The organism is Kosakonia sp. H7A, assembly GCF_003028445.1.
In the GTDB taxonomy this organism is placed as follows: domain Bacteria; phylum Pseudomonadota; class Gammaproteobacteria; order Enterobacterales; family Enterobacteriaceae; genus Kosakonia; species Kosakonia radicincitans.
Map to the genome: position 1 here is coordinate 1 of NZ_PYTZ01000011.1, position 15,784 is coordinate 15,784.

General features: G+C 54.6%; 12 protein-coding genes and 1 riboswitch. Of the genes, 4 read left to right on the forward strand and 8 right to left on the reverse strand.

Going from position 1 to position 15,784, the window contains the following annotated elements; genetic code table 11:
- Nucleotides 1-337: 337 nt before the first annotated feature.
- Entirely contained in the window at nt 338-1,189 is an 852-nt protein-coding gene (gene murI, locus CWM66_RS24410) for a glutamate racemase (RefSeq protein ID WP_071921772.1), read from the reverse strand.
- A complete protein-coding gene (btuB, locus tag CWM66_RS24415) occupies nt 1,134-2,984 on the reverse strand; it encodes a TonB-dependent vitamin B12 receptor BtuB (protein ID WP_007369202.1) in 1,851 nt (616 codons plus the stop codon). The genes murI and btuB overlap by 56 nt, the downstream gene beginning before the upstream one ends.
- 64 nt (nt 2,985-3,048) lie before the next feature.
- A riboswitch (cobalamin riboswitch) is annotated at nt 3,049-3,218 on the reverse strand.
- A 117-nt stretch (nt 3,219-3,335) separates the two neighbouring features.
- On the opposite strand from btuB, the gene trmA reads away from it, so the two are divergent.
- The gene (trmA, locus tag CWM66_RS24420) at nt 3,336-4,436 is read left to right on the forward strand and encodes a tRNA (uridine(54)-C5)-methyltransferase TrmA (protein ID WP_035889192.1); all 1,101 of its coding nucleotides are present in this window, start codon (nt 3,336-3,338) and stop codon (nt 4,434-4,436) included.
- Nucleotides 4,437-4,473: 37 nt separating this feature from the next.
- Here the strand turns inward: trmA and CWM66_RS24425 are convergent, their stop codons facing one another.
- Together CWM66_RS24425 and fabR are read right to left on the reverse strand one after the other, a co-directional pair.
- Nucleotides 4,474-4,839, reverse strand: a complete 366-nt coding sequence (locus CWM66_RS24425) for a YijD family membrane protein (RefSeq protein WP_007369204.1) — start codon at nt 4,837-4,839, stop codon at nt 4,474-4,476.
- Nucleotides 4,839-5,492, reverse strand: a complete 654-nt coding sequence (gene fabR, locus CWM66_RS24430; RefSeq protein ID WP_035889190.1) for an HTH-type transcriptional repressor FabR — start codon at nt 5,490-5,492, stop codon at nt 4,839-4,841. The genes CWM66_RS24425 and fabR overlap by 1 nt, the downstream gene beginning before the upstream one ends.
- 195 nt (nt 5,493-5,687) lie before the next feature.
- On the opposite strand from fabR, the gene sthA reads away from it, so the two are divergent.
- A complete protein-coding gene (gene sthA / locus CWM66_RS24435; protein ID WP_035889188.1) occupies nt 5,688-7,088 on the forward strand; it encodes a Si-specific NAD(P)(+) transhydrogenase in 1,401 nt (466 codons plus the stop codon).
- Here the strand turns inward: sthA and oxyR are convergent.
- The 4 genes from oxyR to argC all read right to left on the reverse strand — a co-directional run bounded on the left by oxyR (nt 7,071) and on the right by argC (nt 11,531).
- Nucleotides 7,071-7,988, reverse strand: coding sequence for a DNA-binding transcriptional regulator OxyR (gene oxyR / locus CWM66_RS24440; protein WP_007369207.1), 918 nt, complete (start codon nt 7,986-7,988; stop codon nt 7,071-7,073). The genes sthA and oxyR overlap by 18 nt on opposite strands.
- A 260-nt stretch (nt 7,989-8,248) precedes the next feature.
- The gene (gene argH / locus CWM66_RS24445; protein WP_007369208.1) at nt 8,249-9,622 is read right to left on the reverse strand and encodes an argininosuccinate lyase; all 1,374 of its coding nucleotides are present in this window, start codon (nt 9,620-9,622) and stop codon (nt 8,249-8,251) included.
- 117 nt (nt 9,623-9,739) lie between these two features.
- Nucleotides 9,740-10,516 carry an acetylglutamate kinase gene (argB, locus tag CWM66_RS24450; RefSeq protein WP_090398622.1) on the reverse strand — a complete coding sequence of 259 codons (777 nt, stop codon included), beginning with the start codon at nt 10,514-10,516 and terminating at the stop codon, nt 9,740-9,742.
- A gap of 10 nt (nt 10,517-10,526) precedes the next feature.
- Nucleotides 10,527-11,531 carry an N-acetyl-gamma-glutamyl-phosphate reductase gene (gene argC / locus CWM66_RS24455; RefSeq protein WP_107147434.1) on the reverse strand — a complete coding sequence of 335 codons (1,005 nt, stop codon included), beginning with the start codon at nt 11,529-11,531 and terminating at the stop codon, nt 10,527-10,529.
- Between the two features lie 168 nt (nt 11,532-11,699).
- On the opposite strand from argC, the gene argE reads away from it, so the two are divergent.
- Both argE and ppc read left to right on the forward strand, forming a co-directional pair.
- Nucleotides 11,700-12,851 carry an acetylornithine deacetylase gene (argE, locus tag CWM66_RS24460; RefSeq protein WP_007369211.1) on the forward strand — a complete coding sequence of 384 codons (1,152 nt, stop codon included), beginning with the start codon at nt 11,700-11,702 and terminating at the stop codon, nt 12,849-12,851.
- Nucleotides 12,852-13,115: 264 nt separating this feature from the next.
- Nucleotides 13,116-15,767, forward strand: a complete 2,652-nt coding sequence (ppc, locus tag CWM66_RS24465) for a phosphoenolpyruvate carboxylase (protein ID WP_007369212.1) — start codon at nt 13,116-13,118, stop codon at nt 15,765-15,767.
- Nucleotides 15,768-15,784: the final 17 nt, after the last annotated feature.

The window sequence follows — 15,784 nt, forward strand, 5'->3', positions numbered from 1 at the left end:
AATTAAACTTCGTAATGAATTACGTGTTCACCCGTGAGACTTGGTATTCATTTTTTGTCCGAAGACATCAAGAATCCAGTCACCTGAGTGCCCACACAGATTGTCTGATAAATTGTTAAAGAGCAGTGCCGCTGTGTTTTCGCTGCGGCGCGGGGTGTGCATATTACGCTTTCCCGCTGTGAAGTCAACTGATTATTTTCAGATTTCTTCACCTGACAGGCCAGTGTGTATGCCGTTGTGCCGTGTCAGTGGAGGCGCATTATAGGGAGATAATTCCGGCTGACAACCCCTAATTTAAAAAAAGTTTTCAACCGTCTCTTTTTTGTTCAAAGACGCCCTAAAGTGCCAGTTTTTCGAGCGTTTTAAAGCCATAGCGCTGCAAAACGGGCAATAACTGCGCAGTTTCAGGCGTTAGCGCCATACAGTACGCAATATTATCGCCAGCGGATTTTGCATCCGGCGCTTCATGCTCCAGCAACCAGGCGGTACGGCGCGCAATAGCTGCACCGGAATCCACCAGCCGGGTGCCCTCTGGCAGCACCTGCAACAGTTCATCCTGCAGCAGCGGAAAGTGCGTACAACCCAGGACTACGGTATCCGGAGGCTCTTTCATGCGTAACCAGGGACGCAAGATCTGACGTAGCTCTTCAAGCGGCACTTCCTTACCGTGCAGTTTCGCCTCAGCCAGAACGACCAGCTCCGCCGACCCCAGCATCTCAATACGACACTCATTCGCAAAACGCGAAATCAGTTCATGCGTATAAGGACGTTTCACTGTACCGCGCGTTGCCAGTAGACCCACAATCCCGTTTGCCGTTAAGCGTGCAGCCGGTTTGATGGCGGGGACAACGCCAACAACAGGAAAGGTGAATTTGTCACGTAACGCGGGAAGAGAGACGGTGCTTGCGGTATTACAGGCGATAACAGCCAGTGAGAGGGGGTATTGCGCCTGAACAGCGGTAACAATCTCGACAACACGTTCAACGATAAACTCTTCGCTTTTCTCACCGTAGGGGAAAGCGACATTGTCGAAAGCGTAGATGTAATGGAGATCCGGCAGGAGATGCCGAATCTCATCATAGACGGATAACCCACCGACGCCGGAGTCAAACACCAGGACGGTGGGACGCGCGTCAGAAGGTGTAGCTGCCAGACAAGGTGTATTCCCGTCCTGCAGTTTGGTAGCCATAAGCTGTCTCGTACTCTTTATCGAACAAGTTAGCTATTTTACCACGAACTGTAAGGTGAGATGTCACTGGATATGAGGCAGATAGATCAACCGTACTATAACTCGGCAAAACACGTTGCTCAGGGTTATAAGTTGACGTGCGATTGTCATAGCGTTTACCGAAGTATTCCCACGCCAGATCCATATCTACATTGAAAATGGACCAGTCGAGCTGGTACTTGGCCTGGCGTTTTGAGCGGCGCGGCAGCACTTCGTTCGTTTCGTCATCACGCGGATCGATGTACTGCAAGGTTACACGATGCGAGAAGATGCCGGTATCGACGCTTCCTGTCCACTCAACGCCTTTAATGGTTGCAGCGTTAATGTTGTAGTAAGCCGTATCGCTATAGGTGATCAGATTATCGATCTCATAACGGTACGCGGACAAACGCCAGTCAACCGGGCCGGTTAATCCTTCCACACCCGCTTCCCACTGTTTTGACTCTTCCGGTTTCAGATCTGGATTGGAAGCAATGCCAAAGCGCTTCGCGCCGTACTGCTGGCCAAGTGAAGGTGCCAGGAAACTCGTGCCGTAGGAGAGCGTCAGGCGGTAGTTTTCCACAAACTCCCAGCCAGCAGCCGTTTGCCAGGTACCGTGCCAGCCGAACGCATCATCTTTATCTTCGCGCCCGGAAGCCTCCAGCGTAACATCGCCAAACTGCTGCATCCCGTTCAGGTAGAGGCCGGTATTATCGCGATCGTAGCTGTCGCTTGTGCTTTGATTAGATGAAACCAGACGTTCCTGCTTCCAGTCGACACCTGCGCCCAGCGAGCCTTTACCCACCGCAATATTGTTACCCCACTGAATGTAACGCTGCTCCATATCATCCAGCGTAGTGCCATCGTTATAACGGCCATAGATGCTGCTGTAGTTGTAGTCTTTGCTTTTTTGATAGCTGGCCAGCAGCTGCGATGAGTAGATCCCCTGGTTGAAATTCAGCCCGGTATCCCAGCCCTGAACATACAACTGGCGCTCATCGGCGCTGTAATCTGGCGAATACGGCTCGCTGCCCAGATCGTAATCCACATTATTACTGAAGTTGTAGCCACGGAAGAAACCATCAAAATGGTCATCGAACTTATGCTGTAAGCTGCCCCAGAACGTTTTATTGCGGTAGCCATCGCGATCTTCATCATGATCCCATGTCGAATCCGGCTGCACGTTGAATCCGCGCGTACTGGTATAAGAACCTGCCGCGGTCACCATCGTATCGCCAAAACGCTGGCGCCAAGTGCCGTCATAGGTTTGATAACCTTTCGAGCCCATGCTGGCGTTGACCTGGGATTTCTCGCTATCCGTCATCGTAATGACGTTGACCACGCCGCCAATCGCGCCGGAGCCATAAACTGCAGAGCGCGGCCCGCGAATATACTCAACGCGCTGCACCAACGAGAGCGGGATTTGATTGAGTTCGGGATCGTTCGAAATCCCTGAACGCGCCACCGGTACGCCATCAATCAGCAGTAGCAGATGTTTTGCTTCCGTACCGCGAACATAAACGGACGCCGTTTGCCCCAGCCCACCGTTTTGCGCGATATCCACGCCCGGTAAACGGCGTAGCACATCAATGAGTGAACGGGATTGCCAGCGATCGATATCCTCGCGCGTGACCACCTCGGTCGGCGCCAGCACGGTTTTAGCCGATTGTTGAAAACGATTTGCTGTCACCACCAAATTGTCTGAGCTGCTATCCTGCGCCCAGCCGGAAAATGCCGTGACGGAGAGCGCCGTCAGCAGCGAAGCTTTTTTAATCATTGTGAGAGCATCCACAAAATAAAAAGGATGCCGCAGGTTCCATCAATAGCACGCGATGATGTTACCAGATGCGACGTATTCCGGCAGGTCTTCGGGCTTGGAGGTACAACAAGACAGGACTTCCCACCACTGGCAGTGTCTGCTGTCTCACCTTAATCCTTACCGCTGCGCGTCAGCCCCAGATTTACACTGGGTTCCCTTTTAACTCACAGGACCGGAACACGGATGCTACATTCGGTTACATATGGATGTCCAGACTGCTAAGTGAGTATTTCAAAAACATCCAGCACTGGACATCCGGTGAGCAATCCCTACAATCGCCGCGTTATTCTTAATCTCTCAGGAAGCATCATGACCCCCGAACACCTGCCGACAGAACAATACGAAGCTCAACTGGCCGAAAAAGTCGTGCGTCTGCAATCGCTGATGACGCCATTTTCCGCGCCGCTTCCGGAGGTGTTCCGCTCGCCGGTCAGCCATTACCGCATGCGCGCCGAGTTCCGGATTTGGCATGATGGGGACGATCTCTACCACATCATCTTCGATCAGCAGACAAAATCGCGTATCCGCGTCGACAGCTTCCCGGCGGCCAGCGAACTGATTAACGTGTTAATGAAGGTGATGATTGATGCCGTGCGCGGCAACCACACGCTGCGCCATAAGCTGTTTCAGATTGACTACCTGAGCACCATGAGCAATCAGGCGATTGTGACGCTGCTGTATCACAAAAAGCTGGATAACGAGTGGCATGAAGCCGCCACCCAGTTGCGTGATGCGCTGCGGGCGCAAAACCTGAATGTGCAACTGATTGGCCGCGCCACAAAAACCAAAATCGAGCTCGATCAGGATTATGTCGATGAACGCCTGCCGGTCGGTGGCAGAGAAATGATCTACCGCCAGGTGGAAAACAGTTTTACCCAGCCTAACGCGGCAATGAATATTCAGATGCTGGAATGGGCGCAGGATGTCACCCGCGACGCCAGCGGCGATTTGCTTGAACTGTATTGCGGTAACGGCAACTTCTCACTGGCGCTGGCGCGCAATTTCAACCGCGTGCTGGCCACAGAAATCGCCAAGCCTTCTGTCGCCGCCGCGCAATACAACATCGCCGCCAACCATATTGATAATGTACAAATCATTCGTATGTCTGCAGAGGAGTTCACTCAGGCGATGAACGGCGTACGCGCCTTTAACCGTTTGCAGGGGATCGATCTGAAAAGCTACCAGTGCGAAACGATCTTCGTCGATCCGCCCCGCAGCGGGCTGGATGCGGAAACCGAAAAAATGGTGCAGGCCTATCCGCGCATTCTGTACATCTCCTGCAACCCGGAAACGTTGTGCAAAAACCTCGGAACATTAAGCCAGACGCATGACGTTTCGCGTCTGGCATTGTTTGATCAGTTCCCTTACACGCACCACATGGAGTGCGGCGTTCTGTTGACCAGAAAGTAAAATCTCTCATCCCTCTCCCATAAAGGAGAGGGAAAAATCACTCCGATGCTTCGTGTTTGCGGCTACGACTGCGCAGGCGGAAACCAATCCAGAAGACCAGCACCACCGACAGCACGGCCGGCAGGAAGTTGGAGCCGATCACCGGGTATTCAGCGCGAACGACCGTACTGTACAGCAGCACACCGAGAATAAAGCAGGCGGCGGCAAGGCCCGGAAGGCCAACTGGCATGGTGCGATTCTGGTAACGCTGATGCAGGCAATAGACCGTCAGCACCAGCGAGATAACCGGAAACAGAGAAAAGGGAACCACGGAACTGAACACAGCGGAAAATGCGCCGTTAATCGATAAGCCAGCAACCAGCGCCAGCAGCAACGTACCTTTATCTTGACCTGACTGTTTCATTACTCATCCTTTGCTTCACTCGTCGGTTGATGCGCCAGTTTTTCCTGCTCGCGGCGATACCAGTAATAGGCGCCTTTTGAAATCATCCGCAATTGCAGTACCAGTCGCTCTTCTAACTGCCGGCGTTGTTCAGCGCTCACATCCAGCGCCTCTGCGCCAGCGTTGAAAACGATCGTCACCATCGCCTCGGCTTGCGCCTCGGTAAAGGCGCGCGGCATATGGTTTTCGAGTTCGAGATAGTCAGCAAGTTCCGCGATAAAGTGCTGAATTTCGCGCGCGACCGCCGCGCGGAAAGCGGCTGACGTCCCGGAACGCTCACGCAGCAGTAGCTGAAATGCGTTGGGATTGTTGCCAATAAATTCCATAAAGGTGGAAACCGAGGTGCGGATTACGCTGCCGCCTTTGGCAATACGCTGGCGCGCCTGGCGCATCAACTGGCGCAGCATCAACCCGCTTTCGTCCACCATGGTCAGACCGAGCTCATCAACATCACGAAAATGCCGGTAAAAAGACGTCGGTGCGATACCCGCCTCGCGGGCAACTTCCCGCAGGCTCAGGCTGGCAAAACTTCGCTCGGCGCTCAGTTGGCTAAATGCCGCTTCCACCAGCGAACGCCGGGTTCTCTCTTTTTGTTGCGCTCTTACACCCATCACTATGTTTGAATCCTTCCTGGGGCTTTCTGGCAATATACCAGAGAAAAATCCGATCTGATCGTACTGGATTGTGACCGATTATTTACACGGCGTTTCTTCTTTTTTGCATGAAAAAAGCACAACGATAATTGGGATATCGTGGCTTTAATGTTAGTATTCTGTTGTTTTTATGTATAAGAACAGGTAAGCCTTACCATGCCACATTCCTACGATTATGATGCAATTGTAATAGGCTCCGGCCCAGGCGGCGAAGGCGCAGCTATGGGTCTGGTTAAACAAGGAGCACGGGTCGCGGTTGTTGAGCGTTACCATAACGTCGGCGGCGGCTGTACGCACTGGGGAACCATCCCCTCGAAAGCGTTGCGCCATGCCGTTAGCCGCATTATCGAATTCAACCAAAACCCTCTCTACAGCGACCATAGCCGCCTCCTCCGCTCCTCTTTTGCTGATATTCTGAACCACGCAGAGAGCGTGATTAATCAGCAAACCCGCATGCGTCAGGGCTTTTATGAGCGTAACCGTTGCGAAATTCTTGAAGGCAACGCCCACTTTATTGATGACCACACGCTGGCGCTGGAGTGCCACGACGGCACGGTAGAAACGATCACCGCAGAGAAGTTTGTTATCGCCTGCGGCTCGCGCCCCTACCATCCGGCCGATGTGGATTTTACCCATCCGCGTGTCTACGACAGCGATTCAATCCTCGATATGCACCATGAACCCCGCCATGTCATTATCTATGGCGCCGGGGTGATCGGCTGCGAATATGCATCGATCTTCCGGGGAATGAACGTCAAAGTCGACCTGATTAACACTCGCGATCGTCTGCTGGCGTTTCTCGATCAGGAGATGTCGGATTCGCTCTCGTACCACTTCTGGAACAGCGGTGTCGTTATCCGTCACAACGAAGAGTATGAGCGTATCGAACCGCTGGAAGACGGCGTTATCATGCACCTCAAATCGGGCAAGAAACTGAAAGCCGATTGTCTGCTCTATGCTAACGGCCGTACCGGTAATACCGACAGCCTGCAGCTGAGTAACATTGGTCTGGAAGCCGATGGTCGCGGGCAGCTGAAGGTCAACAGCATGTACCAGACCGCGCTGCCGCACGTTTATGCGGTGGGCGATGTGATTGGCTACCCAAGCCTGGCGTCAGCGGCTTACGATCAAGGGCGTATCGCCGCGCAGGCGATGATTAAAGGCGAAGCGACAGCGCACCTGATTGAAGATATCCCGACCGGCATCTACACCATTCCGGAAATCAGTTCTGTCGGCAAAACCGAGCAACAGCTGACCGCAATGAAAGTGCCGTACGAAGTGGGTCGCGCGCAGTTTAAACACCTGGCGCGGGCGCAAATTGTCGGCATGAATGTCGGAACCCTGAAGATCTTGTTCCACCGCGAAACGAAAGAAATTTTGGGGATCCACTGCTTTGGCGAGCGCGCGGCCGAAATTATTCATATCGGCCAGGCGATTATGGAGCAGAAAGGTGGCGGTAACACGATCGAGTACTTCGTTAACACCACCTTCAACTACCCGACAATGGCGGAAGCCTATCGGGTTGCCGCGCTAAACGGTTTAAACCGCCTGTTTTAACGTGTTATCGAAATGGCCATCCATTGCACCGCGGATGGCCTCTGCCAGCTGCTCATAGCGGCTGCGCAGCGGTGACCCCGGGCGATAAACCAGGCCGACAGTACGTTTCGGTTCCGGCTTAATGCACGGCAGGTAAACCACGCCATCACGTTTACGCTCACGCGGCACAGCCAGCGCGGGCAGCAATGTGATGCCACTCCCTGCCGCCACCATATTGCGCAGCGTTTCCAGGCTGGTAGCGCGGAAGTGCGTATCTTCGTCTGCCCCGGCTTCAAAGCAGAAACCCATCGCCTGATCGCGCAGGCAGTGGCCATCTTCCAGCATCAGTAGCTTTTCACCCGCCAAATCGGCCATCGGCACGCAGTCGCGATTCGCCCACGGATGATCTTCATAAATCGCCAGCAGCATCGGTTCGTCAAACAGCGGCACTTCAATAAAGGCTTCGCTCTCTTTCACCAGCGCCAGAATCGCGCAGTCGAGCTTGCCGCTGTCCAGTTGCGCCAGCAACTGATGCGTCTGCGCTTCATGCAGATACATTTCCAGTTTCGGGAACGTTTGATGCAACAGTGGAATAATATGCGGCAACAGATAAGGCCCAACGGTTGGGATCAAGCCGATATGCAGCGGGCCGGACATGGTTTCCCCCTGCTGGCTTGCCATTTCCTTCAGCACTTTGACCTCGCGCAACACCGTGCGCGCCTGATCCACCAGCAACAAACCCGCCTGGGTGAACAGCACTTTGCGGCTGGTACGTTCCAGCAGCATCACGCCCAGTTCATCTTCCAGCTTACGAATCTGCCCGCTCAGCGTTGGCTGGCTGACGTGGCAGGAGTCGGCTGCCCGGCGAAAATGGCGGTGTTCGGCTAACGCCACCAGGTATTCAAGATCACGAATATTCATTATTCATCCTCCGTCGCCACGATAGTTCATGGCGATAGATAGCATAGCAACGAACGATTATCCCTATCAAGCATTCTGTTGAATAATACGCAACAGAAGCGAAGCGGAGTCTCACTTACCCTGTGATGAGACGATTAACCCTTTGTTTCTCTCTGAACAACTAAAGCCAACGTGAACGTTTAGCGGACCTGAGTGTCCGCTTTTTTTTGCGTAAAAAAGCCCGGCGAAGAGCCAGGCCCGGTATTGCGTTTTCTTGCCGGTTACACCAGACGCGCTTTCGCATCGGCGATAGCCTGCGCCACCTGAACCGGCGATACGCCGCCTTTCGCCGCACGTTTATCCAGGCAGGATTGCAGCGACAGCACAGGATAAACATCGTCGCCAATCACCGTACTGAATTTTTGCAGATCGGCAAGCGTCAGCGCTTCCAGCGGCTTCGCCTGGCGAATCGCTTCCACCACGGCTTCACCAACAATATGGTGCGCTTCACGGAACGGCACGCCTTTAGCGACAAGGTAATCGGCCAGTTCGGTGGCGTTTGCATAACCCTGCTGCGCCGCTTCCTGGCAGCGCGGACGTTTCACCTGAATACCGTCCAGCACCAGCGCCGCCATATGCAGGCAGTCGAGCCAAGTATCAAGCGCATCGAACAGCCCTTCTTTATCTTCCTGCATATCTTTGTTGTAGGCCAGCGGCAGCCCTTTCAGCGTCATCATCATGCCGGTCAGCGCGCCCTGCACGCGGCCGCATTTACCACGGATCAGCTCCAGCGCATCCGGGTTTTTCTTTTGCGGCATCAGTGAAGAACCGGATGTCACCCGATCAGACAGCTCAACAAAACCCGCTTCGCCAGAGTTGAAGAAGATCAGATCTTCGGCAAAACGCGATAAATGCACCATGCCGATAGAAGCATCAGAGAGCAGTTCCAGCACGTGATCGCGATCGGAGACGCTATCCAGGCTGTTGCGGGTTGCCGAGGCAAAACCCAGCCAGCCAGCCAGTTGCTCGCGATCGATTTCATAAGCTGTACCCGCCAGTGCGCCGCAACCAAGCGGGCTGACATCGAGGCGTTTCAGCGAATCCTGCAGACGGCTCTCATCACGCGCCAGCATCTCAACGTAGGCCAACGCCCAGTGGGCAAATGTCACCGGCTGCGCACGTTGCAGGTGCGTATAACCTGGCATTACAGCATCCTGATTATTCTCTGCAGTTACCACCAACACGCTCTGCAACTGACGGTTCGCCAGTAGCAATTCGCTGATGGTGTCTTTACACCACAATTTCAGATCGGTGGCGACCTGGTCATTACGGCTACGCCCGGTATGCAGTTTTTTACCCAGTTGGCCGACTTTATCGATCAGCTTGCCTTCTACCCAACTGTGAATATCTTCCGCATCGCTTTGCAGGATCTGCTGCGGATCGGCCTGCACTTCCTGCAACAGATTGTTCAGCGCCTCTTCCAGTTGCTGTTGCTCTGCCTGCGTCAGTACGCCAACCGTCACCAGCGCTTTAGACCAGGCCACAGAGCCAACGATATCCTGCTCTGCCAGGCGATAGTCAAAGCGCAAAGAGTCGTTGAACTGTTTGAACCGTTGATCCGCTGCCTGAGTAAAACGCCCGCCCCAAAGTGCCATAATATGCTTCCTTAATTTCTTGAATTTCATTACCGGATAGCGCTGCGCTTATCCGGCCTGGAGGTTCAGTTCACGCAGGCCCGATAAGGCGTAGCCGCCATCGGGCACATACATTGGTTACGCCAGAATACGCGTGCCGATCGGCGTACCGTTAAACAGTGCCGGTAACTGCTCAGCATGACGCCAGGAGGCGATATCAACCGGGCGACCCAGCGTGCGCGCCGCATCCAGCGCAGCATTCACTTTAACGATCATGCCATCGGTAATAATGCCCTGAGCGATCAATTGCTCGGCTTTGGCTGCTGTCATTTCCGCAATACGCTGACCTTTACCGTCGAGAATACCGCTCACGTCAGAGAGCAGGATCAGATCCGCGCCGAGCGTTGCCGCCAGCGCAGTCGCCGCCTGATCCGCGTTGACATTCATCAGCGCGCCTTCGTCGGTCACGCCAATAGAGCTAATCACCGGCAGAAAACCACCTTCCAGCAGTGCGTTAATCAGTTTCGGCGAGCCGGGCTGCGCCAGACCAACATGGCCCAGTTCCTCATCCAACTGGGTTACCTTGACGCTGTCGCCATCGCCGAGGAACAGGCCAACGGAAGCGATATGGTGTTTCTTCGCCCACGCCAGCAACGTTTTGTTGGCGGTACCCGCCAGCGCGCCGGTGATGATGTCGATTTGATCGGCAGGCGTCACGCGCAGGCCGTTTTTCTTCTTCACCGGCAGGTTAAGTTGTTTCATTAACTCATCCACTACGCAACCGCCGCCGTGGACAATGACTAACGGGCGCTGATGAGATTCGCGATATTGCACCAGCGCCGTAAACAGACGCTCCAGCGCTTCTTCACTGTCCAGCAGTACACCACCGAGCTTAATAATTAATGGATTCATCATCACGCCTGTCTTAAATAAGTGACTGGGTTTCAGCATAGCCGAAACGAATATTTGCACACTGCATCGCCTGTGCCGCCGCGCCTTTCAGCAGGTTATCTTCCGTGGCGACCACAATCAGATGCTCGCCCTGAACGGCGAAACCAATATCGCAGAACGGCAGACCGACCACGTTTTTCAGCGCCGGAACGCCTTTGTCATACAGACGTACCAGCGGCTTGTTACCGTAAACCTGTTTGAACAGATCGGCGATCTGTGCCTGCGTAACGCCAGGCTTCAGGCGGCAGGTGATAGTTTCCAGAATGCCGCGCGGGAAGCTCGCCAGATGCGGCGTGAAAATCACGTCCGTGCCAAGATGTGTGGCAATTTCCGGCTGATGGCGGTGGTTAAAAATGCCGTAAGGTTGCAGGCTCACTTCGCAGAAGCTATTGGAGAGCGCCGCTTTACGCCCGGCGCCGCTCACGCCGCTGGTCGCGTTGATCACCGGCCACTGGTTCAGATCGAGCAGACCGGCATCGATCAACGGTTTCAGCGAGAGCTGCGCTGCCGTCGGGTAGCAACCCGGCACGGCAATTAATTTCGCTTCTTTCAGTTTATCGTGGTTCCACTCCGCCAGCCCGTAAACCGCCTGCGCGAGTAAATCGGCGTGCTGATGGGTGAAGCCATAGAATTTTTCGTAGAACGCGGGATCGTTAACGCGGAACGCGCCAGAGAGATCGAACACCACACAGCCTGCAGCCAGGCAAACCGGTGCCAGGTCGTGGCTCACTTCATGTGCCGTCGCCAGGAAAACGACGTCCACGCCATCAAGAAACTCAGTGATGTCGGACATCGGCTGCAACGGGAGATCGACAATGCCTTTCAACTGCGGATGTAAATCGGAGATACACTTTCCTGCATCATTACTTTGCGCAGAAACCGTCAAAGCGGTTATGTTCATATGAGGATGGCGATTTACATAGGTCACTAGCTCTGCGCCGGCGTAACCGCTGGCGCCCACAATTAATGTGTTCAACATTGGGGCGGTTTACCTTCTTACGTCATGTGTGCCAGGGAAAGACTCAGCATCCCTCCCACGTTGCTGAGCAAGTCGCCTTTTGGGTTCCCTTACGCTCAGCATTAATGTATTTTTATTCACATTTAGTGCATGAATATTGATACTATCACGAACTCAGGTATGTCAACAATGAAAATGAATTTGCCGCCATTTATCGAGATTTACCGCGCCCTGATTGCCACTCCATCAATCAGCGCAACGGAAGAAGCGCTGGATCAGAGCAATGCGTCTTTAATCAATCTGCTGGCAGGATGGTTTGGCGATCTCGGTTTCACTGTTGAAGTGCAGCCGGTGCCAGGCACGCGCAATAAATTCAATATGCTCGCCAGTGCCGGAACGGGCGCGGGCGGCCTGCTGCTGACCGGCCACACCGATACCGTGCCGTTTGATGACGGGCGCTGGACGCGCGATCCCTTCACGCTGACCGAACATGACAACAAACTCTACGGCCTCGGCACCGCCGACATGAAAGGCTTTTTTGCCTTCATTCTTGATGCGCTGCGTGACGTCGATGTGACAAAGCTGAGCAAACCGCTCTACATTCTCGCCACCGCCGATGAAGAGACCAGCATGGCGGGCGCGCGTTATTTTTCCGAAAATACGCAGCTGCGTCCGGATTGCGCCATCATCGGCGAGCCAACCTCCCTGCAACCGGTGCGCGCGCATAAAGGCCATATCTCCAACGCGATTCGTATCCTCGGACAGTCCGGCCACTCCAGCGATCCGGCGCGCGGCGTCAACGCTATCGAACTGATGCACGATGCCATTGGCCATATTCTGCAACTGCGTGACAACCTGAAAGAGCGTTATCACTATGCGGCGTTCACCGTACCGTACCCGACGCTGAACCTGGGGCATATTCATGGTGGTGATGCGGCGAACCGTATTTGCGCCTGTTGCGAACTGCATATGGATATTCGCCCGCTTCCGGGCATGACGCTGAACGATCTGAATGGGTTGCTGAATGAGGCGCTGGAGCCGGTCAGTTCCCGCTGGCCGGGCCGTCTGACCATTTCTGAACTGCATCCGCCCATTCCGGGCTACGAGTGCCCGCCGGATCACCAACTGGTGAGCGTGGTGGAAAAACTGCTCGGCGTTGAAACCGAAGTGGTGAATTACTGTACCGAAGCGCCCTTTATTCAGACGCTGTGTCCAACGCTGGTGCTCGGTCCGGGCTCAATTAATCAGGCTCATCAGCCGGATGAATATCTGGAAACTCGCTTTATTAAGCCAACGCGCGAACTTATTACCCAGGTTGTCCATCATTTCTGCTGGCACTGATCGTCCTTTCCCCCGCCAATAACCCCTCTACGGAAGGGGTTTTTAGGCGCGCGAAAGGGTGACAAATGTCACAATCTCATAAGCATTTCTTATTTGGCAGAAAGCGAATTAAATTTCGTAAATTGACGCCATTTATTCGTTTGCTGAAGCGATTTCGCAGCAATTGACGTAGTGGGTTTTACGTGGCTTTATAAAAGGCGGTGTCTTATATCTGCGCGACGGCAGATATAACAAAATAAAATGAGATGGGGTGTCTGGGGTAACATGAACGAACAATATTCCGCTTTGCGTAGTAATGTCAGTATGCTCGGCAAACTGCTGGGAGATACCATCAAGGATGCTCTCGGCGAGAATATTCTCGACCGGGTAGAAACAATCCGTAAGCTGTCCAAATCTTCTCGCGCCGGTAATGAAGCCAGCCGTCAGGAACTGCTCACCACCTTGCAGAATCTGTCTAATGACGAACTGCTGCCAGTGGCGCGCGCTTTCAGCCAGTTCCTGAATCTTGCGAACACCGCTGAGCAGTACCACAGCATTTCTGCCAAAGGCGAAGCGGCCAGCAACCCGGAAGTGATTGCCCGCACTATCAAAAAGCTGAAAGACCAACCCAATCTCAACGAAGCCACCATCATTAAAGCTGTTGAATCGCTGTCGCTGGAACTGGTGCTGACCGCCCACCCAACCGAGATCACCCGCCGTACGCTGATCCACAAAATGGTGGAAGTGAACAACTGCCTGAAACAACTGGATAACAGCGATATCGCCGACTACGAACGCCACCAGTTAATGCGCCGTCTGCGCCAGTTGATTGCTCAGTCCTGGCATACCGACGAAATCCGCCGCAATCGCCCAAGCCCGGTTGATGAGGCCAAATGGGGTTTCGCGGTCGTGGAAAACAGCCTGTGGGAAGGCGTGCCGAATTACCTGCGCGAACTGAACGAACAGCTGGAAGAGCACCTCAATTACAAGCTGCCGGTTGATTTTGTACCGGTGCGCTTTACCTCGTGGATGGGCGGCGACCGCGATGGCAACCCGAACGTCACCGCCGACATCACTCGCCATGTGCTGCTGCTCAGCCGCTGGAAAGCGACCGATCTGTTCCTGAAAGATATTCAGTTGCTGATCTCCGAGCTGTCGATGGTCGAATGCACCGATGAACTGCGTGGGCTGGCAGGCGCAGAAGGCGCACGCGAGCCGTACCGTTATCTGATGAAAAAATTGCGTTCCGACCTGATGGCGACTCAGGCCTGGCTGGAAGCGCGTCTGAAGGGACAAAAACTGCCGAAGCCTGCCGGTTTGCTGACGCAAAATGAGCAACTGTGGGAGCCGCTATACGCCTGTTATAAATCGCTGCAAGCCTGCGGTATGAGCATTATCGCCAATGGTGAGCTGCTCGATACATTACGCCGCGTGAAGAGTTTCGGCGTGCCGCTGGTGCGCATCGATATTCGTCAGGAGAGTACCCGACATACCGAAGCGCTGGGCGAACTGACCCGCTATCTCGGCATCGGCGATTACGAAAGCTGGTCGGAAGCGGACAAACAGGCATTCCTGATCCGCGAACTGAATTCCAAACGTCCGCTGCTGCCGCGCCAGTGGGAGCCAAGCGACGAGACCCGCGAAGTGCTGGACACCTGCCGGGTGATCGCCGAAGCGCCGCGCGGTTCCATCGCCGCCTATGTGATCTCCATGGCCAAAACGCCGTCCGATGTGCTGGCCGTTCATCTGCTGCTGAAAGAAGCCGGTATCGGCTTTGCCCTGCCAGTTGCGCCGCTGTTTGAAACGCTGGATGACCTCAACAATGCCGACGACGTAATGACCCAGTTGCTGAATATCGACTGGTATCGCGGCTTTATCCAGGGCAAACAGATGGTGATGATTGGCTATTCCGACTCGGCGAAAGACGCGGGCGTAATGGCCGCAAGCTGGGCGCAATACCAGGCTCAGGATGCGCTGATCAAAACCTGTGAGAAAGCCGGCATCGAACTGACGCTGTTCCACGGCCGCGGCGGCTCTATCGGTCGCGGTGGCGCGCCAGCGCATGCGGCGCTGCTCTCTCAACCGCCAGGTAGCCTGAAAGGCGGTCTGCGCGTGACCGAACAGGGCGAAATGATCCGCTTTAAATACGGTCTGCCGGAAGTCACTATCAGCAGCCTGTCGCTTTATACCAGCGCCATTATGGAAGCGAACCTGCTGCCGCCGCCGGAACCTAAACCACAGTGGCGCCACATTATGGACGCACTGTCAGAGAGCTCCTGTGAGATGTACCGTGGCTACGTGCGCGAAAACAAAGATTTCGTTCCCTATTTCCGTTCGGCAACACCGGAGCAGGAACTGGGTAAACTGCCGCTCGGCTCACGTCCGGCGAAACGCCGTCCGACCGGCGGCGTCGAGTCGCTGCGTGCTATTCCGTGGATCTTCGCCTGGACGCAGAACCGCCTGATGCTTCCGGCCTGGCTGGGCGCAGGCGCGGCGTTACAGAAAGTAGTGGAAGATGGTAAACAGAGCGAACTGGAAGCAATGTGCCGCGACTGGCCATTCTTCTCAACCCGCCTTGGCATGCTGGAGATGGTCTTCTCCAAAGCCGACCTGTGGCTGGCGGAATACTACGATCAGCGTCTGGTAAAACCGGAACTGTGGGGGCTGGGCAGCGAGTTGCGTAAACTGCTGCAGGCGGATATCAATGTGGTACTGGCAATTGCCAACGACTCCCACCTGATGGCCGATCTGCCGTGGATCGCCGAATCCATCCAGTTACGTAACATCTACACCGACCCGCTGAACGTCTTGCAGGCCGAGCTGCTGCACCGTTCGCGTCTGGCCGAAGAAGCCGGTGAAACGCCGGACGAGCGTGTAGAACAAGCGTTGATGGTGACCATTGCGGGTGTTGCAGCAGGCATGCGTAACACGGGCTAATTTTCTCCCCGCATCGC

What these genes read in the sequence shown, in the direction of transcription:
- murI (WP_071921772.1), bottom strand. Translation starts at nt 1,189, where the DNA reads ATGGCTACCAAACTGCAGGACGGGAATACACCTTGTCTGGCAGCTACA.
- btuB (WP_007369202.1), bottom strand. Translation starts at nt 2,984, where the DNA reads ATGATTAAAAAAGCTTCGCTGCTGACGGCGCTCTCCGTCACGGCATTT.
- trmA (WP_035889192.1), top strand. Translation starts at nt 3,336, where the DNA reads ATGACCCCCGAACACCTGCCGACAGAACAATACGAAGCTCAACTGGCC.
- CWM66_RS24425 (WP_007369204.1), bottom strand. Translation starts at nt 4,839, where the DNA reads ATGAAACAGTCAGGTCAAGATAAAGGTACGTTGCTGCTGGCGCTGGTT.
- sthA (WP_035889188.1), top strand. Translation starts at nt 5,688, where the DNA reads ATGCCACATTCCTACGATTATGATGCAATTGTAATAGGCTCCGGCCCA.
- oxyR (WP_007369207.1), bottom strand. Translation starts at nt 7,988, where the DNA reads ATGAATATTCGTGATCTTGAATACCTGGTGGCGTTAGCCGAACACCGC.
- argH (WP_007369208.1), bottom strand. Translation starts at nt 9,622, where the DNA reads ATGGCACTTTGGGGCGGGCGTTTTACTCAGGCAGCGGATCAACGGTTC.
- argB (WP_090398622.1), bottom strand. Translation starts at nt 10,516, where the DNA reads ATGATGAATCCATTAATTATTAAGCTCGGTGGTGTACTGCTGGACAGT.
- argC (WP_107147434.1), bottom strand. Translation starts at nt 11,531, where the DNA reads ATGTTGAACACATTAATTGTGGGCGCCAGCGGTTACGCCGGCGCAGAG.
- argE (WP_007369211.1), top strand. Translation starts at nt 11,700, where the DNA reads ATGAAAATGAATTTGCCGCCATTTATCGAGATTTACCGCGCCCTGATT.
- ppc (WP_007369212.1), top strand. Translation starts at nt 13,116, where the DNA reads ATGAACGAACAATATTCCGCTTTGCGTAGTAATGTCAGTATGCTCGGC.